Origin of the sequence: Streptomyces sp. PA03-3a (assembly GCF_033792735.1) — a bacterium.
Classification (GTDB): domain Bacteria; phylum Actinomycetota; class Actinomycetes; order Streptomycetales; family Streptomycetaceae; genus Actinacidiphila.
In genome coordinates this window covers 18,049-36,393 of record NZ_JARAVM010000013.1, presented here as the reverse complement: position 1 = coordinate 36,393, position 18,345 = coordinate 18,049, and the positions used below count along the sequence as shown (strand labels likewise).

Below are 18,345 nucleotides of genomic sequence, written 5' to 3'. Positions count from 1 at the left end.
AACGCCCGGCGGGATCCCCCGCCGGGCGTTCCATCTGTCACGCGGGGCGCGTCACTTGGTGACGGCGTCCAGGGCGTCGACGATGCCGTGGCCGTAGAAGCTGGTCACGTGCCGTCCCGTGATGCAGGTGGCGTCCTGCACACCGTTGCCGTCCGGGTCGTACAGACCCGTCGGGCAACGCGGGTCGTCGGCCTGGGCCTTGAGCATCCCCTGCAGCTGCTGCGGGGAGGCGTGCGGGTGGCGGCTCTTGATGAGCGCGGCGACGGCGGCCACGTGCGGGCTGGCCATCGACGTGCCCTGCAGATAGCCGTAGGTGTTGCCGGGCAGCGTCGACAGGATGCGCCCGTTGGCCGAGGGGGTGGCGGGGATCTGGTAGCGGTCGCCGCCCGGGCCCGCGACGTCGACGACGCCCAGACCGTAGCTGGAGTAGTACGACTTCAGCTTCTGCACACCGGTCGCGGAGACGGTGACGACGCCCGGTAGCTGCGTCGGGAGGTCCCAGCAGACGTGCGGGTCGATCGTCCGGGTGACCGGGGTGGTGTCGTCGGGGCTCGTCGCGTCCTCGATCGCGTGCGAGTCGAGGTCGTGGTTGGAGTTGCCCGCCGAGGCGACGTTCAGCACGCCCTTCTTGTGGGAGTACTGCGCGGCCCGGTTGACGGCGTCGACGATGGCCCGCTGGTCGGGGTCGCCGAAGCAGTTGTAGAGCCACGGGTCGATGTAGTAGCTGTTGTTGGTGATCTCGACGCCGTGGTCGGCGGCGAAGACGAAGGCGCAGACCACGCTCTCCGGGAAGAACAGCTGGGTGACGGGGTCGGCCACCTTGATGGAGGCGACCTTCACGCCCGGGGCGACACCCGCCACGCCGATCCCGTTGCGCGCCGCGGCGATCTCACCGGCGACGTGCGTGCCGTGGTAGGCCTCCGGGACGTAGGGACGCCAGGCGCCCGGGCTCGTGTCGGCCTTGCCGCCCACGCAGTTGGCGGACTGCGAGGCCGAGAAGTTGGCGGTGAGGTCCGGGTGCGTGTCGTCGACGCCGGTGTCGATGACGGCGACCGTGACCTTGCGGCTGCCCGGGTTGATCCGGGCGGCCTTGTCGGCCTGGATGGCCGGCAGGTCCCACTGGTCCGGCTCCATCGGCTCCTGCCCGGCGGTGGCCGCGGCCTTCGCGCGGGCCGCGCCGGCGGCGGTGATCTCCTGCACCGCGCCCAGATCCGTCGTCGACGCCGTGGACAGCGCGGCCGTACGGGTCGCCCCGGCCGTCTGCACACCGCGCACCTTGCGCATCTCGGAGGCGAACGCGGGGTTCGCGGAGTGGACGACGATCACGCCGATCCGGTCGTAGGTGGTGACGATGTCACCACCGCTGCGGGACACGGCCCGCTCGACGGACTTGATGGTTCCCCGGTCGGTCTTGGTGTTGACCACGTACGACAGTGTCGGGCCGTCGTACGCGGCACCGCCGCCGTTCGAGGCGGATCCGGCGGTGGCGGCCGAGGCGGCGTTCGGCAGGAAGGCGAGGGCACTCGCCACCGCGAATCCGATGGGTATCGCGAAGGCGCGGCGCCGTCCGGGCAGTGGAGCCATGGGATCTCCAATCGTCCAAACACCCGTCCTGGCGGGCCGAGTTGCCCTTGGACGGGTACATGACGCTGGAAGCTATCGCCGCCGTCCACGCGCTATCAATGGATTGGTAAAGAAAGCTCTGGTTCCGGTTGCCGAAGAAGAACCAGTTTTCAACTACCGCCCCCTGTCGAAGGCCGTGGTTGCGCCTCTACCATGCGCGGGTCCGATCTTTACGTGACGTAGCTCACGTCGGCGCCCCGTGCGCCCGCGCGGGTCGCGTCACCTGCTCATGCCCTCTCAAACTCCGCCCCCACAGGAGGCATCGTGGACCCCGCACGACCTTCGGCAAGCTCCGGTCCGCCGTCTGCCGACTCGTACGCCGAGGTGCAGGCGAGCGCGGAGTTCGCCCAACTGCGCCGCTCGTACCGCTCGTTCGCGTTCCCGCTCACGGTCGCGTTCATCACCTGGTACCTGCTGTACGTCCTGCTGTCGAACTACGCCGGCGGCTTCATGGACACCAAGGTCGTGGGCCACATCAATGTCGCCCTCGTCTTCGGGCTCGCGCAGTTCGCCACCACCTTCGGTATCGCCGTCTGGTACTCCCGGCACGCGAACGCCAAGCTCGACTCCCGCGCCGACGCCATCAAGGCGCGCCTGGAAGGCCCCGGCACCCGGGGCGCCGACGACACCGACGACACCGACGACACCGAGAGCACGGAGGCCACCGCATGACCGCGCTGCACACCACGGGAGTCCAGGTGGTCGCGGTCGGCGCGAGCGAGCACCGGCCGCTGATCATCACCCTGTTCTCGGTCTTCGTCGTCGCGACGCTCGGCATCACCGTCTGGGCGGGCCGCCAGACCAAGGACGCCACCGACTTCTACGCCGGCGGCCGCTCCTTCAGCGGCTTCCAGAACGGCCTGGCGATCTCCGGCGACTACATGTCGGCCGCGTCCTTCCTGGGTATCGCCGGCTCCATCGCCCTCGTCGGCTACGACGGCTTCCTCTACTCGATCGGCTTCCTCGTCGCCTGGCTGGTGGCGCTGCTGCTGGTCGCCGAACCGCTGCGCAACTCCGGCCGGTTCACCATGGCCGACGCCCTCGCCTTCCGGCTGCGGCAGCGCCCGGTGCGCACGGCCGCGGGCATCTCGACCATCGTCGTCAGCATCTTCTACCTGCTGGCCCAGATGGTCGGCGCGGGCGCCCTGGTGGCGCTGCTGCTCGGCATCACCGGTGAGGGGCCGCGCCGTTTGATCGTCATCCTCGTCGGCGTCGTCATGGTGCTGTACGTGACCATCGGCGGCATGAAGGGCACCACCTGGGTGCAGATGGTCAAGGCGGTGCTGCTGATCGGCGGGACCTTGCTGATCACGTTCCTGGTCTTCGCCAAGTTCAACTGGAACCTGTCCTCGCTGCTCGGTGCGGCCGCGGACAAGAGCGGCAAGGGGGCGGCGTTCCTGGAGCCGGGCCTGAAGTACGGCGTCACGGCGACCTCGAAGATCGACTTCATCTCGCTGGGCCTGGCCCTCGTCCTCGGCACGGCCGGTCTGCCGCACATCCTGATCCGCTTCTACACGGTGCCCACCGCCCGGGCCGCCCGCACCTCGGTGAACTGGGCGATCGGCATCATCGGCTGCTTCTACCTGATGACGATCGCGCTGGGTTTCGGGGCGGCCGCGCTGCTCACCCCGGAGACGATCACCACCTCCAACGCGGCCGGCAACACGGCGGCCCCGCTGCTCGCGCAGGAGATCGGCGGTGGCGCGGGCTCCACGGGCGGCGCGATCCTGCTGGCGGTGATCTCCGCGGTGGCCTTCGCCACCATCCTGGCCGTGGTCGCGGGCCTCACCCTCGCCTCCTCGTCGTCCTTCGCGCACGACCTGTACGCCAACGTCATCCGCAAGGGCACGGCGAGCGAGAAGGAGGAGGTCGCGGCGGCGAAGATCGCCGCGGTGGCCATCGGGGCCGTGGCGATCCTGCTCGGCATCTTCGCGGGCAAGCTCAACATCGCCTTCCTGGTCGCCCTGGCCTTCGCCGTCGCGGCATCCGCGAACCTGCCGACGCTCCTCTACAGCCTGTTCTGGAAGCGCTTCAACACCACCGGGGCGCTGTGGAGCATCTACGGCGGCCTGGTCACCTCCGTGTTCCTGGTGGTCTTCTCCCCCGTGGTCTCGGGCAAGGCGACCGCGATGTTCCCCGGCGTGGACTTCCACTGGTTCCCGCTGGAGAACCCCGGGATCATCTCCATCCCCGTCGGTTTCCTGCTCGGTGTGGTGGGCACGCTCCTGTCCAAGCCGGAAGAGGACGCCGACCGCAAGTACGCGGAGCTGGAGGTCCGCTCCCTCACCGGAGCCGGAGCGCATTAAACAGACTGTTGAACGTCAGTGCCGTCCCGTAGGCTGCAAAGTAACGGGACGGCACTGACGTCCCACCGACCGGACCCTCTAAGGGAGGCGCGCCGTGCTGATCGACACCTACGGCCGGATCGCGACCGACCTCAGGGTCTCGCTCACCGACCGGTGCAATCTGCGGTGCACCTACTGCATGCCCGAGGAGGGCCTGCAGTGGCTCGGCAAGCCGGAGCTGCTCACCGACGACGAGATCGTCCGGCTCGTGCGGATCGCCGTCACCACGCTCGGCGTCAAGGACGTCCGCTTCACCGGGGGCGAGCCCCTGCTCCGCCCCGGCCTCGTCGGCATCGTCGAGCGCTGCGCGGAGCTGGAGCCCCGCCCCAAGCTCTCCCTCACCACCAACGGCATAGGCCTCGCCCGTACCGCGGCCGCGCTGCGCGGGGCCGGGCTGGACCGGGTGAACGTCTCCTTGGACACCCTGCGGCCCGACGTCTTCCAGACCCTCACCCGACGCAAGCGGCACGAGGACGTCGTCCGCGGCCTGGAGGCCGCCCATGCCGCGGGACTGACCCCGGTCAAGGTCAACACCGTCCTGATGCGCGGCATCAACGACGACGAGGCCCCCGAGCTGCTGGCCTGGGCCCTGGAGCACGACTACGAGCTGCGCTTCATCGAGCAGATGCCGCTCGACGCCCAGCACGGCTGGCAGCGCAGCGACATGGTCACCGCCCAGGAGATCCTGGAGAGCCTGCGGACCCGCTTCACCCTGACCCCCGAGGCGGACGAGGCCCGCGGCCACGCCCCCGCCGAACGCTGGCTGGTGGACGGCGGCCCCGCCCGGGTCGGTGTGATCGCCTCCGTCACGCGGCCCTTCTGCCGGGCCTGCGACCGCACCCGGCTCACCGCGGACGGTCAGGTGCGCAACTGCCTGTTCGCGCGCGAGGAGAGCGATCTGCGCGGCGCGCTGCGCTCCGGCGGCTCCGACGAGGAGATCGCCGAACTCTGGCGCACCGCGATGTGGGGCAAGAAGGCCGGCTCCGGCCTGGACGACCCCACGTTCCTGCAGCCCGAGCGGCCCATGTCAGCCATCGGCGGCTGAGCTCGTCTCCCACTCGTCGAAGGGCACGACGTCCTTCAGGAAACCGCGGACGCCCAGGAACGACGACAGGTGTTCGCGGTGTTCCTCGCACGCCAGCCAGGTCTTGCGGCGCTCGGGTGTGTGGATCTTCGGGTTGTTCCAGGCGAGTACCCACACGGCGGGGGCGCGGCAACCCTTGGCGGAGCAGATCGGGGATTCGTCGGTCACGAACCCCATCCAAACATGGCGACGCCGGGCAGCCACGGGGGGAGCCGCCCGGCGTCGGTCCGTCGCTCCGACGGGGGATGCGGAGCGCGTACGCAGTATGCCACGCGGCAAGGCCCCCAGTGCAGTGGATCCTCATGATTGATCTGAGGTTTTCTTGAGCTTCGGAGCGTGGCCGGAGCGGGGAAAAGGTTCAGGCCTGACCGGAACGACGCCGTCCGTCCTCTTCCCGGGTCCGCTCCGCCGGCAGCAGCGGTTCACCGGGGCCGAGCGCCGGCGGGACCGGCGGCGCGATCCGGGCCGACGGCAGCCCCGGGGCGTTCTCCCGGCCCGCGTTGGCGATGACGACCGCGACGTACGGCAGCACCAGACCGAGCACCAGCGCGATCCAGGCCAGGGGCGTCGAGACGTTCCACAGGACGACCGCCAGGATGAACGACAGGGTGCGGACCGACATCGAGATGATGTAGCGCCGCTGCCTTCCGCGGACGTCCTCGGTGAGCCCCGCCGCGGTCCCGGTGATCCGGAAGACCTCGGTACCGCTCCGCTTCCGCATCACGTTCCACCACCTGCTCGAAGCGCCGGAAGCCACCCGGTTCCGGCACGACCCACGTTACGCCGTGGGTCCGTCGCAGTGGAGACCGGGGAGGCCGCCAGGGTGTGACAGCACCCGCCGTACGGCGTATGGCCGCCTTCCGCATGCGTCGTACCCGGGCCACGCCGAAACTGACCGCATGAACTGGTTCTGGGCGATCATCGTCGGCATCGTGCTCGGCTTCCTGGCGAAGCTGCTCCTGCCGGGGAGGCAGGACATCCCCTGGTGGCTCACCATCATCTGCGGCATCCTCGGCGCCTTCCTGGGCAACGCGGTCGCCGGATGGATCGGTGTACGGCACACCAGCGGCGTCGACTGGATCCGTCACGTGCTGCAGATCCTGGGCGCGATCCTCGTGGTCGCCGTGATCACCCCGCTGTGGGCCTCGGTCCGCGGCAGGCGGCGCCGTACGGCCGGCTGACAGGACGTACCGGCCGCCCGCCAGGGCGCCCCGCTCAGTGGGCGTGCTGCCGCAGATGGGTCGGCGGCACCAGGTCGGTGAGCCACACTCCGTTGGCGCTCACCCGGAACACGTGGCCCGTGGCGGCCAGCCCCGCCGCGTCCACCGCCAGCACCACCGGACGGCCGTGCCGCGCACCGACGCGCACGGCCGTCTCCACGTCCGCGGACAGGTGGACGTCCTGCCGGGACATCGGCTTGAGCCCCTCGCGCAGCACGATCGGCAGGGTGGTGCTCGCCGTGCCGTGGAAGAGGACGGCCGGCGGATCCGCCGGGGACAGCCCGAGGTCGACCTCGACCGAGTGCCCCTGGCTGGCCCTGATCCGCCGCCCGTCGTCGGAAAAGGCGTACCTCTTCTTGTTGTTGGCGGCCACGACGTGATCGAGGTCGGCGCGCGAGAAACGCCGGCCGGCCCGGTGGGACGCGGCGATCAGCTCGTCCACGTCCACCCAGCCGGCCTCGTCGAGGGTGATCCCGATCGAGGCCGGGTCGTGCCGCAGCACCCGCGCCAGAAACTTCGAGACCTTGACCGTCTGCTTCTCGTCCATCGCCCCACCCGTCGTCCTGGTCAGACCCCCTGGCTGACCGAGCTCATGTTGAAGTCCGGGACCCGCATCGCCGGGAACGCGGCCCGGGTGAACCAGTCGCTCCACTCGCGCGGCAGCGTCCGCTCGGTGCGGCCCACCTCGGTGGCCCGGCCCAGCAGGTCCACCGGCGACTCGTTGAACCGGAAGTTGTTCACCGCACCGGTCACCTCGCCGCCCTCCACCAGGTAGACCCCGTCCCGGGTCAGCCCGGTCAGCAGCAGGGTGGCCGGATCCACCTCGCGGATGTACCACAGGCAGGTCAGCAGCAGGCCGCGCTCGGTGTCCGCGACCATCTCCTCCAGCGACCGCTTGCCGCCGCCGTCCAGGATCAGGTTGCCCCCGGACGGCGCGAACGGCAGCCCGGTCAGACCGGCGCTGTGCCGGGTGGTGGACAGCCGGTTGAGCACGCCCTCGCGCACCCAGTCGGTCGCCTCGACGGGCAGCCCGTTGTCGAAGACCGACGCGGTGTCGCCCGAGGCGTGCGCGATCACGAACGGCGCCGACTCCAGCCCCGGTTCGTTCGGGTCGCTGCGCAGCGTCAGCGGCAGTTCCGAGAGCTGCTCGCCGACCCGGGTGCCCCCGCCCGGCCGGCTGAAGACCGTACGGCCCTCCGCCGCGTCCCGGGCCGCGGCGCTCCACTGCTGGTAGATCACCAGGTCCGCCACGGCGGACGGCGGCAGCAGGGTCTCGTACCGCCCGGCGGGCAGGTCGATCCGGCGTTCGGCCCAGGCCAGGCGCTGAGCCAGGTCGGCGTCGAGGGCCGCCGGGTCGACGTCGGTGAAGTCGCGGGTGGCGGCACCGGCCCACGCCGAGCGGGACATGTCCTCGGACTTGGCGTTGAGCTCCAGGGTGCCGCTGGGCTGGTCGTGACGGAGCCGCAGCCCCGAGGACGTGCCCAGGTAGGTGGAGGTGACGGAGTGGTACGCGAATCCGTACAGCCTCCGGCCGCCGGCCCGCGCCGCGGCGAAGGACTCGCCCAGGGCGGGCGCGAAGGCGGCGAACACCTCGGAGGAGGTCTCGGCCGGCGGCTCGGTGAAGGAGGCGCTCTCCGGCACCCCCTCGACCAGCGGCTGGGCGTCCTCGGCGGGGCCGGCGGCACGCGCGGCCGCCTCCGCGGCCCGTACCAGCGGCTCCAGTTCGTCCGCGGTGACCGCGGCGCGGGACACCACGCCCGAGGCGGTGCCCTGGGCGCCGTCCACCGTGGCGACCACGGTCAGGGTGCGGCCCCGCGTCACGCCGTTGGTGGTCAGGGCGTTGCCCGCCCAGCGCAGGTTGGCCGAGGAGTCCTCGTCGGCGATGACGACGCAGCCGTCCGCCCGGGACAGCTCCAGGGCGCGCTCGACGATCTCGTGGGGCTTCGAAACGGAGCTCATCGACCGGCCTCCTGTGTGGTGTTGAGGATGTTGACGCCTCGGAAGAGCGCGGAGGGGCAGCCGTGCGAGACGGCGGCGACCTGTCCCGGCTGGGCCTTGCCGCAGTTGAAGGCCCCGCCCAGGACGTAGGTCTGCGGCCCGCCGACGGCCTCCATGGAGCCCCAGAAGTCGGTGGTGGTGGCCTGGTAGGCGACGTCGCGCAACTGCCCGGCCAGCCGGCCGTTCTCGATCCTGAAGAAGCGCTGACCGGTGAACTGGAAGTTGTAGCGCTGCATGTCGATCGACCACGAGCGGTCGCCCACGACGTAGATGCCGCGCTCGACGCCGCCGATCAGCTCCTGCGTCGACGGCCCGTCCGGCGCGGGCAGCAGCGACACGTTCGCCATCCGCTGCACCGGCACATGACCGGGGGAGTCCGCGTACGCGCAGCCGTTGGAGCGCTCGAAGCCGGTGAGCCGGGCGATCCTGCGGTCGAGCTGGTAGCCGACCAGGACGCCGTCCTTGACCAGATCCCAGGACTGACCGGCGACGCCCTCGTCGTCGTAGCCGACGGTCGCCAGGCCGTGCTCGGCGGTGCGGTCGCCGGTGACGTTCATGTGCGCGGAGCCGTACCGCAGCTTGCCCAGCTGGTCGAAGGTGGCGAACGAGGTGCCCGCGTAGGCGGCCTCGTAACCCAGCGCGCGGTCCAGCTCGGTGGCGTGGCCGATGGACTCGTGGATGGTCAGCCACAGGTTCGACGGGTCGACCACGAGGTCGTACGAGCCGGCCTCCACCGACGGCGCCGCCATCTTCTCGGCGAGCAGCCCGGGGATCTCCGCGAGCTCCGCGTCCCAGTCCCAACCGGTGCCGGTCAGGTACTCCCAGCCGCGACCGGCGGGCGGCGCCAGGGTCCGCATCGAGTCGAACCCGCCGGACTTCGGGTCCACGGCGACGGCGGTCAGCTCGGGGTGGACCCGCACCCGCTGCTGGGTCGTGGTCGTCCCCGCGGTGTCCGCGTAGAACTTGTTCTCGTGGACGGTCATCAGGGAGGCGTCGACGTGCGACACGCCGTCGGCGGCCAGCAGCCGCCCGCTCCACTCGGACAGCAGACCCGTCTTGTCGGCATCGGGCACATCGAAGGGGTCGACCTCGTACGAGGAGACCCACACCCGGTCGGGGTGGACCGGCTCGGCCGCCAGCTCCACCCGCTCGTCGGAGCCCGCCGCCGCGATCACCTTGGCCGACAGCTTCGCCATCGCCACCGCCCGCCCGGCCACGCGCGCCGCGGCGTCCATGGTCAGGTCGACCCCGGAGGCGAAACCCCACGCCCCGCCGTGCACCACGCGCACCGCGTAGCCGACGTCCGTGGTGTCGGACGAGCCGGACGCCCTCCCGTCGCGCAGTCGCCACGAGGCGCTGCGCACCCGCTCGAAGCGGAAGTCGGCGTGTTCGGCGCCCAGCGCGCGGGCCCGTGCCAGCGCCGCGTCGGCGAGCGCCCTGAGCGGCAGCGCCAGGAATGACTGATCGACCTCGTGGGGCACGTCGGCCTCCCCTTCTGTCCAGTCGTCGACGTCTCCGCAGTGAATCATGCCGCTCTGACAATCCGCCCGCCTGCGGTTTTCTGTAGGGACTCGACAGCGACTCGCACATGCCCCTGTCGGGGGTCGATTCCACGTACCGCGAGGTAGGCAGATAGTTTTCTGGAGTACCAGACCTCTAGGGAAAGGGTGATCCGTTGAGCCGCTCGGTTCTCGTCACCGGAGGAAACCGGGGCATCGGCCTCGCCATCGCCCGAGCGTTCGCCGACGCGGGCGACAAGGTCGCCGTCACCTACCGCTCGGGCGAGCCACCCGAGGGGTTCTTCGCCGTCAAGTGCGACATCACCGACGGTGAGCAGGTCGAGCGGGCGTTCAAGGAGATCGAGGCCCAGCAGGGCGCGGTCGAGGTGCTGGTGGCCAACGCCGGCGTCACGCGCGACCAGCTGCTGCTGCGGATGTCCGACGACGACTTCACGTCGGTCCTGGACACCAACCTGACCGGCACCTTCCGCGTGGTCAAGGCCGCGGTGAGGAAGATGCTGCGCGCCCGCAAGGGCCGCGTCGTGCTGATCTCCTCCGTGGTGGGCCTGACGGGCCAGGCGGGACAGGCGAACTACGCCGCGTCCAAGGCCGGTCTGGTCGGTTTCGCGCGCTCGCTGGCCCGTGAGCTCGGCTCCCGCAACATCACGGTCAACGTGGTCGCCCCCGGCTTCGTCGACACCGACATGACCCGGGTGCTCACCGACGAGCAGCGCCAGAACATCGTCGGCCAGGTCCCGCTGGCCCGTTACGCGCAGCCCGAGGAGATCGCCGCCTCGGTCCGCTTCCTCGCCTCCGAGGAAGCCGCATACATCACCGGAGCCGTCATTCCCGTCGACGGCGGATTGGGCATGGGTCACTGAGCACATGAGTGGAATCCTCGCTGGAAAGCGCGTTCTCATCACCGGCGTGCTGATGGAGTCCTCCATCGCCTTCCACACCGCGAAGCTCGCCCAGGAGCAGGGTGCCGAGATCATCCTCACGGCGTTCCCGCGGCCCACGCTGACCGAGCGCATCGCCAGGAAGCTGCCGAAGCCGGTCAAGGTCATCGAGCTCGACGTCACCAACGACGAGCATCTGGCCTCCCTCGCCGACGTCGTCGGCGAGGAGCTGGGCGGCCTCGACGGCGTCGTGCACTCCATCGGCTTCGCGCCGCAGGACGCGCTCGGCGGCAACTTCCTCAACACGCCCTTCGAGTCGGTCGCCACCGCGATGCACGTCTCCGCGTACTCGCTGAAGTCGCTCACCATGGCCTGCCTGCCGCTGATGCAGGAGGGCGGCTCGGTGGTCGGCCTCACCTTCGACGCGCAGTTCGCCTGGCCCCAGTACGACTGGATGGGCCCGGCCAAGGCGGCGCTGGAGGCCACGTCCCGTTACATGGCCCGGGACCTCGGCAAGCAGAACATCCGCTGCAACCTGATCTCGGCCGGACCGATCGGCTCCATGGCCGCCAAGTCCATCCCGGGCTTCAGCGACCTGGCCGACGTCTGGAACCACCGCTCCCCGCTCGAGTGGGACCTCGCCGACCCCGAGCCGGCCGGCCGCGGTGTCGTCGCGCTGCTGAGCGACTGGTTCCCGAAGACGACGGGCGAGATCATCCACGTCGACGGCGGTCTGCACGCGGTGGGCGCCTGATCGCACGGCCGTCCCGGCCCCTTCGCGTACGGCCCAGCAGACCGGGTGGCCTGGGCCCGCGGGCCGGGAGGATGGCTGTGCGGGGGAGAGCCGGGGGTGAGCGGAGGGAGGCCGTGCATCGTGCGTGCCTGTGTGCGTGCCTATGTGTGCGCCGCGGCGGCGGTCGCGGCGTGCGCCGCGGGCGTCGGCCCGGCGGTCGCGGCGGGGGCCGCCGCACGGCTGCCGGACGTCGCGGAGTGCCGGACCTCGGTGCAGGGCAGCGAGGGCGTCGCCGTGTGCTTCAACCCCGACCCCGACCTGGACCGCGTTCAGCTGCACATCGAGTGCCTCCAGTGGTGGGACCCGGACGTCGACGGAGTCCTCGTCCCGGTCGGACCCGCCGAGACTGTCACCCTGAGCGACCGCTGCTGGAAGGAGATCCAGGAGATCTGGGTCACCGGGACGCTGGGCTGAACCGGCAGCTGAAGGCGTGCGCCGACGCTTCGGCGGAGGCCGCCTCCGGATCGCCGGCCCGGATCGCCTCGACCAGCCGGGCGTGGTCCACGTACTGCTCGGGGCGCAGCTCCTCGCCGACGTCCGCGCGCAGGAACGCGCGCAGCACCTCGCCGAGGTCGGCGTAGAGCTCGACGACGACCTCGTTGTGCGAGGCCGCCACGACGGACAGGTGAAGTGCCGCGTCGGCGTCGACGAAGGCCTCGGCGTGGCCCGACTCCCAGGCACGTTCCCGCCGTGCCAGGGCCGCGTCCAGCTGCCTCAGGTCGCGATCCGTGCGGCGCCGCGCGGCGAGCGCGGCGGCGGACGCCTCCAGGGCGCTGCGCAGCTCGGCGACGTGCTGCGGGTCCGAGCCGGCGAAGCGGCGGTGCATGACCCCGGCCAGCTCGCTGGTGGCCAGCACATAGGTGCCGGAGCCCTGCCGGATGTCGAGCAGTCCATTGTGCGCGAGCGCCCGGACCGCCTCGCGGACGGTGTTGCGGGCCACCCCCAGCTGCTCGACCAACTGGGTCTCGGTGGGGATCCGCGACCCCACCGGCCACTCACCGGAGGTGATCTGGGCGCGCAGCTGCGCGATCACCTGGTCGGCCAGGGCGGAGCGCCGGGGCGAGGTCAGGGGCATGGGCTCTCCTCGACATTCATCCCATCATTCTATGATGGTCGGCATGCGTGACGACGAAGCGACGCTCGACCCTGCCACGGAACGGGCCACCATGCCCGCACACCTCCCCACCGCCGCGCAAGGCGTACGGCGCACCCGGATCCTGGTGGCCGTCGCATTGGTGCTCGCCGCACTCAATCTGCGGCCCGCGATCACCAGCCTCGGCGCGCTCCTGGAGGAGGTCCGCGACGGCCTCGGCATGAGCGGCGCCGTCGCGGGCCTGCTCACCTCCGTCCCCGCGCTGTGCTTCGCCGTGTTCGGGGTGACCGCGCCCCGGCTGGCCCGCCGCCGCGGCCCGGGTGCCGTGGTCTGCGCGGGTCTGGTCGCGATCACCCTGGGGCTCCTCCTCCGCCCGTTCACCGGCGGCACGGTGCCCTTCCTCGCCGCCAGCGCCCTCGCGCTGGGCGGCATAGCCGTCGGCAACGTCCTGATGCCCGTCGTCGTCAAGCGCTGGTTCCCGGACCGCGTGGGCACCATGACCGGTCTCTACTCGATGGCCCTGTCCCTGGGCACCGCCCTCGCAGCCGCGGCGACCGTCCCGGCGACCCGCGCCTTCGGCGGCGACTGGCGGCTCGGCCTCGCGGCCTGGGGCGTGCTCGCCGCCGTCGCCGTACTGCCCTGGCTCGCCCTCGTCCGCGACCGGGGCCCGGCCCCCGCCGCCTCCCCGCAGGCCGCGGCCCCGGAGCGGGCGCAGGCCCGCAGCATCGCCCGCAGCCGCACCGCCTGGGCGCTCGCCGTCTACTTCGGGCTCCAGGCCACGGGTGCGTACATCACCATGGGGTGGCTCCCGCAGATCTTCCGAGACGCCGGGGTCTCCGCCTCCACCGCGGGTGTGCTGCTCGCCGTCACCATGGTGATGGGCGTGCCGCTCTCCTTCGTGCTGCCCGCGCTCGCCGGCCGGATGCGGCACCAGGGCGGACTCGCCGTCGGCCTCGGCCTGTTCGGGATCGCCGGCTACGGCGGACTGTGGGCGGCCCCGGCCGCCGCGCCCTGGGTGTGGGCCCTGCTGCTGGGCATCTCCAACTGCTCGTTCCCCCTCGCGCTCACCATGATCGGGATGCGCTCGCGCACCGGCGGCGGGGTCGTGCGGCTGTCCGCCTTCGCGCAGTGCACCGGCTACCTGCTCTCCATCCCCGGTCCGATCCTCGTCGGCACCCTCTACCAGCACACCGGCGGCTGGGACCTGCCGGTGGCCTTCATGCTGGCCCTGCTGGTGCCGCAGATCGCCGCGGGTGTGGTCGCCGGCCGCGACCGCGCCGTGGAGGACGAGCTCTGACCACCCGCGTGTGAGGGCGGCAGCGACGGATGCGAGACTGGGCGGCATGCCCGTGCTCGAGCCCGACCCCCCGCAGCCGCAGAAGAAGCTCCTGATCGTCTTCGGCCTGATGATGGCCGTCCCCGCCTTCGTCGCGGTGATCGCCGTCATCGGCGCCAAGTTCGGCTGACCCGCCCCCCCCGAGACCCGGGGTAGGGACAACCCCACCTCCCCTGGGGGGCCAGGGTCAGGGTCAAGTGGGTGGGCCACCCGATGGGACCGGCGGCCGCGTTTCCGTAGCGTCGTGGTGCAAGGCGGGACGACGTCCCGGCACCCCGGCCGACCCACGGAGGCGCCCCGTGTCCACGCAGGCTGTTCCCTCGCGTACCCCGCGAACCCGCGCCGCCCGCCCGGCGGTCGGGGGCGGCACGCAGACGCGCCTGCCGTGGTGGGCGCTCGCCCTGCCCGCCCTCGCCTTCGCGGCGCTGCTCGCCCTGGTCGTGGGCCCGGGGGCCACGGAGGCCTCGGCCGCGGAGCCCGTCGGACAGCTCCTGCACGCGGTCGGCCAAGGGCTCCCGGGGCTCCTGCAGCACCTGCTGTGACCCTCCCGCGGCGAACCGTGATCCGTCCCGCAGCCCGCGCCTGGCGGCCGGATTTCTGGAAAGCTGAGGGTCATGAGCGCAGCTGCATCGCCCCGCCGGATCGTCCTGCTCCGGCACGCCAAAGCCGACTGGCCCGACGTCCCCGACCACGAGCGACCGCTGGCGGAACGGGGACGCAAGGAGGCCCCCGTCGCCGGCCTCAGGCTCGCCGAACTGGGGATCCCGTTCGAACTCACCCTCTGCTCCTCGGCCACGCGCACCCGCGAGACGTGGAAGCTGGCCGCCCACGAACTCCCGCACCGCCCCCGCACCGTCTACGAGGAGCGTCTCTACGACGCCACCCTCGGTGATCTGATCGCCCTGCTCAACGAGACCCCCGAGGACGTCGACGACGTGCTGCTGGTGGGGCACAACCCGGCCATCCACGCGCTCGCGGACGCCCTCGCGGCGGAGAGCGACGGGGACGCCCGCGCGCGGATGAACCGCACGGGCTTCCCGACGGCGGCCATCGCGGTGATTACCTTCTCCGGTCCCTGGAAGACGGTCGAGCACGGCGTCGGCCGCCTCGTCGACTTCTGGTCCCCGCACGACTGAGCCGCCCCCGGACGCGGCCCGGTGAGCCGCGGGGACGGTACGGCGAGGGCCCCGGAGCGCCTGCTGCCGGGGCCCTCGCCGTACCCGTGGAGCCATGCTGGTCAGGCGGTGGCGCCGTCCCGGGCGTCGGCCGCCTCGACCTCCTCGCGGGTGATGCCCAGCAGGTAGAGCACGGTGTCCAGGAACGGCACGTTGACCGCGGCGTCCGCGGCCCGCCGCACCACCGGCTTGGCGTTGAAGGCGACCCCGAGGCCCGCCGCGTTGAGCATGTCCAGATCGTTGGCGCCGTCGCCGATGGCGACGGTCTGGCTCAGCGGCACCCCGGCCTCCGCCGCGAAACGCCGCAGCAGCCGGGCCTTGCCCGCCCGGTCCACGATCTCGCCGGTCACCCGGCCGGTGAGCTTGCCGTCCACGATCTCCAGGGTGTTGGCGGCCGCGAAGTCCAGTCCCAGCCGCTCCTTGAGGTCGTCGGTGACCTGCGTGAAGCCCCCGGAGACCACGCCCACCTGGTACCCCATCCGCTTGAGCGTGCGGATCAGCGTGCGCGCCCCGGCCGTCAGCCGCACCTCCTGGCGGACCTTGTCGATCACGGACTCGTCCAGTCCCTCGAGCAGGGCGACCCGCGCGTGCAGGGACTGAGCGAAGTCCAGTTCGCCGCGCATCGCCGCGGCCGTCACCTCGGCGACCTGGTCCTCACAGCCCGCGTGCGCCGCGAAGAGCTCGATCACCTCGTCCTGGATGACGGTGGAGTCCACGTCCATGACCACCAGCCGCTGCGCCCTGCGGTGCAGGCCCGCCGACACCACGGCCACGTCGACCCCGCGCTCGTGGGCCTCCAGCGCCAGCGCCGGGCGCAGCAGGTCGGTGGCGACGCCGGAGACGGCGAACTCCACCGCGGTCACCGGGTACTTCGCCAGCCGGAAGATGCGGTCGATGTTGCCGCCCGCGCCGGTGATCCTGGCCGCTATGGCGGCCGTGGACTCCGCCGTCAGCGGATGCCCCAGCACCGTCACATGGGAGCGGCCCTCGCCACGCGGCCGGTTGTCTCCGATACCGGAGATGATCTCGGCCTGCAGGCGCATCGACTCCGCCCACGCGTGCACCGTCGCGCGCAGCTCGCCCTCCTCCGAACGGCCCGCGGGGGCCGGCACCAGGGCGCAGAGCACGATGCGCCCCCGGGTGACGACCTGCTCGATGTCGATGACGTTCACCTGGAAGCGGGCCAGCGTCTCGAAGAGCCCGGCGGTGATTCCCGGCCGGTCCTTACCGAAGATCTTGACCAGCAGCGTCGGCACATTGGCGGCGGTGGCAGCGGTCGCCTGCGATGCGTCGTTCATGGTGTCTCCACCGTATCGGGCACCGTGCCCGGGACGGACATGTGTTCCGCCTGGCGGACACCGCCCGTGGTCAGCGGCGGCCCCCGGGCGCGCCGGGTGGCGGAGGGCCCTCGCGCGGCGGGCCGGGCGGCCCCGGGGGAGGACCGGGCGGCGGGGGCAGCGGCGCCCCGGTGACGGTCCGCGCGGAATGCGGCGCCTGACCCCGCGGCGGCGGGCCGTGGGGCGCCTGACCCTGCGGCGCGGGGCCCTGCGGGGGCTGCCGGTAGGGGTTGGGCCCGGTGTCCGGAGGGCCGTAGCCGGGGCTCGGGACGTACGGGCCGGGCTGGTACGCGATGCCCGGATAGGTGCGCGAGCTGCTCTCCCCGGCCGCCGCCTCGGCCGCACGGCGCAGCGCGTACGGCGACACCCGGCGTCCGGCGGTGCCCGTCGCCAGCGCCAGCAGCGCCCCCGCGCCACCCGCCAGCGCCCCCCAGACCGCGCCGAGCAGGAACGCCAGGGGAAGGCTGCCGTGCAGGTCGATGCCGGCGCCCACCGCGTCGAAGCCGAAGACGGAGACACCCGCGTCCACCGAGACACCGGTCACCCACACCAGCAGCGGGAAGGCGACCGCCGTGACCAGTCCGAGCCGTATCGCGCAGCGCCCCGCGTACCCGGCCCGCGTCGTCCCCCACCGCGGGGTGCGAGCCGCGGCCAGCGCGCCCGCGGCCAGCATCATCAGCGCCGCGGCGACGGTCAGCAGCCACACCCGCTGGTCGTACTCGGCCAGCCGGGCGGGCGTCACCGGCTCCTCGGCGCTGGTCGACAGCAGCCGGTCCAGCGGATCCGGCAGCACCTTCGCCAACTCCCCGGTGGCCGTGCCCCGCCAGGACACGAACAGCCCGAGCGGCACCGCCAGCCACACCCCGTTGGGAGCCCCCAGCAGGGCCGCCCCGGCGATCCGGCCCGGCTCGTCACCCGTCACCGCCGCGTACCCGGCGGCGGCGCAGCCCGCGGCGACCGCCAGCAGCAGCACCCAGCGCAGCGCCGACGCGGCGGGCCGGACGACCCGGTGCAGCCCCTCCAGGGCGGGGGGCAGCGGCGTACGGCGCGAGCTGAGCAGCGCCAGCACGAGGACGACCAGCACCCACAGCAGACCGCCCAGCAGGCTGCGGCCGGTGGCGACGTGGAAGCTCACCGAGGCCTTGGCGTCGATCAGGTCCTGCAGCCCGTCCCCGAGCCCGCCGCCGAGGTCACCGATGCCCGGCAACCCGTCCGTCAGGCCGCCGCCCTTGTCCCCGCCCAGCGCGTCCCCGTCGAGGGCGATGGTGTCCTCCCCGGCCCACGCCAGCGCGCCCAGCAGGGTCACGAACAGCACCACCACCGCCCCGGCCCGCGCGGCCAGTTCGCCCCCGGGGACGGTCAGCCCCGCCCCGCGCAGCGACCGCAGGAACACCCAGGCCAGCAGCAGGGCACCGATCAGGCCGACGCCCAGCGGCATGAGCTCAAGCCGGCCCGCGCCGCCCGCGCCGCCCAGACCGAACACCGCCACGTCACCGGAGGGGACGACCTTGCCGCCCACCGCCATGGCGACCACGGCCGCCGTCATCGGCCCCAGCGAGCCCGCGGTGTCCGCGCCGAGCAGGTGCAGTCCCAGCGCCGCGGCCCCCACCATCCCCAGGTACGCCCAGCTCACCGCGGCGACCGCGGCGAGCAGCACACCGCCCCAAGGGAGCGGTCGCCCAGGGCGCGCGGGCGCGTTCGAAGGTGTGGAGGTGTACGCGGTCATGCCCGCCCCCGAGGTCTCGCGTCCGAACCGCCTGCGCTGCATGGTGCCCCGATCCGTCATGATCCGCACGGTTCAGGGGCGGTTACCACTCTCCGGTGGTGTTTCGGCGCCGTCAACGGCTTCTCGGAAGAGGGTTCACATCACCGCCGCGGCACGGCTTCCTGACGGGTGCGCGTGCCTGGAACAGTTCCGCCCGATGTTCGCAATCCCTAGACTC

20 protein-coding genes are annotated in these 18,345 nt (G+C 72.2%); 11 read left to right on the top strand and 9 right to left on the bottom strand.

Annotation, left to right across the window (positions count from 1 at the left end; genetic code table 11):
• Positions 1–51 precede the first annotated feature (51 nt).
• Positions 52–1,584, bottom strand: coding sequence for a S8 family peptidase (locus PV342_RS17595; protein ID WP_500317808.1), 1,533 nt, complete (start codon positions 1,582–1,584; stop codon positions 52–54).
• 303 nt (positions 1,585–1,887) lie between these two features.
• On the opposite strand from PV342_RS17595, the gene PV342_RS17590 reads away from it, so the two are divergent.
• The 3 genes from PV342_RS17590 (at position 1,888) to moaA (ending at position 5,013) form a co-directional block, all read left to right on the top strand.
• Entirely contained in the window at positions 1,888–2,295 is a 408-nt protein-coding gene (locus tag PV342_RS17590; protein ID WP_392605870.1) for a DUF485 domain-containing protein, read from the top strand.
• A complete protein-coding gene (locus PV342_RS17585) occupies positions 2,292–3,929 on the top strand; it encodes a monocarboxylic acid transporter (RefSeq protein ID WP_500317806.1) in 1,638 nt (545 codons plus the stop codon). Before PV342_RS17590 ends, PV342_RS17585 begins: the two co-directional genes overlap by 4 nt.
• A 94-nt stretch (positions 3,930–4,023) precedes the next feature.
• Positions 4,024–5,013 carry a GTP 3',8-cyclase MoaA gene (gene moaA, locus PV342_RS17580; RefSeq protein WP_386997057.1) on the top strand — a complete coding sequence of 330 codons (990 nt, stop codon included), beginning with the start codon at positions 4,024–4,026 and terminating at the stop codon, positions 5,011–5,013.
• Here moaA and PV342_RS17575 read toward each other — a convergent pair.
• Complete coding sequence (locus PV342_RS17575; RefSeq protein ID WP_026251290.1) at positions 4,996–5,220, bottom strand: hypothetical protein; 225 nt, start codon at positions 5,218–5,220, stop codon at positions 4,996–4,998. The genes moaA and PV342_RS17575 overlap by 18 nt on opposite strands.
• A 190-nt stretch (positions 5,221–5,410) precedes the next feature.
• On the bottom strand, positions 5,411–5,773 hold the full coding sequence (locus PV342_RS17570; RefSeq protein ID WP_500317804.1) for a DUF3099 domain-containing protein: 363 nt from the start codon (positions 5,771–5,773) through the stop codon (positions 5,411–5,413).
• 178 nt (positions 5,774–5,951) lie between these two features.
• Between PV342_RS17570 and PV342_RS17565 the strand changes: the two genes are divergently transcribed.
• Positions 5,952–6,233: a GlsB/YeaQ/YmgE family stress response membrane protein gene (locus tag PV342_RS17565; RefSeq protein WP_386997058.1), complete on the top strand. Its 282-nt coding sequence runs from the start codon at positions 5,952–5,954 to the stop codon at positions 6,231–6,233.
• Positions 6,234–6,267: 34 nt separating this feature from the next.
• On the opposite strand, the gene PV342_RS17560 is transcribed toward PV342_RS17565, so the two are convergent.
• Genes PV342_RS17560 through PV342_RS17550 form a run of 3 tightly spaced genes read right to left on the bottom strand, consistent with a single transcriptional unit; the run spans position 6,268 to position 9,751 of the window.
• Positions 6,268–6,819: an RNA 2'-phosphotransferase gene (locus tag PV342_RS17560; protein ID WP_018560589.1), complete on the bottom strand. Its 552-nt coding sequence runs from the start codon at positions 6,817–6,819 to the stop codon at positions 6,268–6,270.
• Between the two features lie 20 nt (positions 6,820–6,839).
• A complete protein-coding gene (locus PV342_RS17555) occupies positions 6,840–8,231 on the bottom strand; it encodes a metallopeptidase TldD-related protein (protein ID WP_500317801.1) in 1,392 nt (463 codons plus the stop codon).
• Positions 8,228–9,751, bottom strand: a complete 1,524-nt coding sequence (locus PV342_RS17550; protein ID WP_386997093.1) for a TldD/PmbA family protein — start codon at positions 9,749–9,751, stop codon at positions 8,228–8,230. The genes PV342_RS17555 and PV342_RS17550 overlap by 4 nt, the downstream gene beginning before the upstream one ends.
• 194 nt (positions 9,752–9,945) lie before the next feature.
• On the opposite strand from PV342_RS17550, the gene fabG reads away from it, so the two are divergent.
• The 3 genes from fabG to PV342_RS17535 all read left to right on the top strand — a co-directional run bounded on the left by fabG (position 9,946) and on the right by PV342_RS17535 (position 11,875).
• Positions 9,946–10,650 (top strand): 3-oxoacyl-[acyl-carrier-protein] reductase, encoded by a 705-nt coding sequence (gene fabG / locus PV342_RS17545; protein ID WP_500317799.1) that lies wholly within the window; start codon positions 9,946–9,948, stop codon positions 10,648–10,650.
• 4 nt (positions 10,651–10,654) lie between these two features.
• Positions 10,655–11,422: an enoyl-ACP reductase FabI gene (gene fabI, locus PV342_RS17540; protein WP_026251288.1), complete on the top strand. Its 768-nt coding sequence runs from the start codon at positions 10,655–10,657 to the stop codon at positions 11,420–11,422.
• Positions 11,423–11,542: 120 nt separating this feature from the next.
• Positions 11,543–11,875 (top strand): hypothetical protein, encoded by a 333-nt coding sequence (locus PV342_RS17535; RefSeq protein ID WP_400801823.1) that lies wholly within the window; start codon positions 11,543–11,545, stop codon positions 11,873–11,875.
• Here PV342_RS17535 and PV342_RS17530 read toward each other — a convergent pair.
• Positions 11,856–12,536, bottom strand: coding sequence for a FadR/GntR family transcriptional regulator (locus PV342_RS17530; RefSeq protein WP_018560583.1), 681 nt, complete (start codon positions 12,534–12,536; stop codon positions 11,856–11,858). The two genes, PV342_RS17535 and PV342_RS17530, sit on opposite strands and share 20 nt — an antisense overlap.
• A 43-nt stretch (positions 12,537–12,579) precedes the next feature.
• Between PV342_RS17530 and PV342_RS17525 the strand changes: the two genes are divergently transcribed.
• The 4 genes from PV342_RS17525 (at position 12,580) to PV342_RS17510 (ending at position 15,026) form a co-directional block, all read left to right on the top strand.
• On the top strand, positions 12,580–13,851 hold the full coding sequence (locus PV342_RS17525) for a CynX/NimT family MFS transporter (RefSeq protein WP_500317796.1): 1,272 nt from the start codon (positions 12,580–12,582) through the stop codon (positions 13,849–13,851).
• A gap of 46 nt (positions 13,852–13,897) precedes the next feature.
• Entirely contained in the window at positions 13,898–14,020 is a 123-nt protein-coding gene (locus PV342_RS17520; protein ID WP_018560581.1) for an SGM_5486 family transporter-associated protein, read from the top strand.
• 169 nt (positions 14,021–14,189) lie between these two features.
• Positions 14,190–14,432 (top strand): hypothetical protein, encoded by a 243-nt coding sequence (locus PV342_RS17515; RefSeq protein WP_500317794.1) that lies wholly within the window; start codon positions 14,190–14,192, stop codon positions 14,430–14,432.
• Positions 14,433–14,504: 72 nt separating this feature from the next.
• Complete coding sequence (locus PV342_RS17510; protein WP_500317792.1) at positions 14,505–15,026, top strand: SixA phosphatase family protein; 522 nt, start codon at positions 14,505–14,507, stop codon at positions 15,024–15,026.
• Between the two features lie 101 nt (positions 15,027–15,127).
• Here PV342_RS17510 and serB read toward each other — a convergent pair whose 3' ends face one another.
• On the bottom strand, positions 15,128–16,363 hold the full coding sequence (gene serB / locus PV342_RS17505) for a phosphoserine phosphatase SerB (protein WP_400801811.1): 1,236 nt from the start codon (positions 16,361–16,363) through the stop codon (positions 15,128–15,130).
• 70 nt (positions 16,364–16,433) lie between these two features.
• Complete coding sequence (locus PV342_RS17500) at positions 16,434–18,188, bottom strand: streptophobe family protein (RefSeq protein ID WP_500317790.1); 1,755 nt, start codon at positions 18,186–18,188, stop codon at positions 16,434–16,436.
• Between the last annotated feature and the right edge of the window lie 157 nt (positions 18,189–18,345).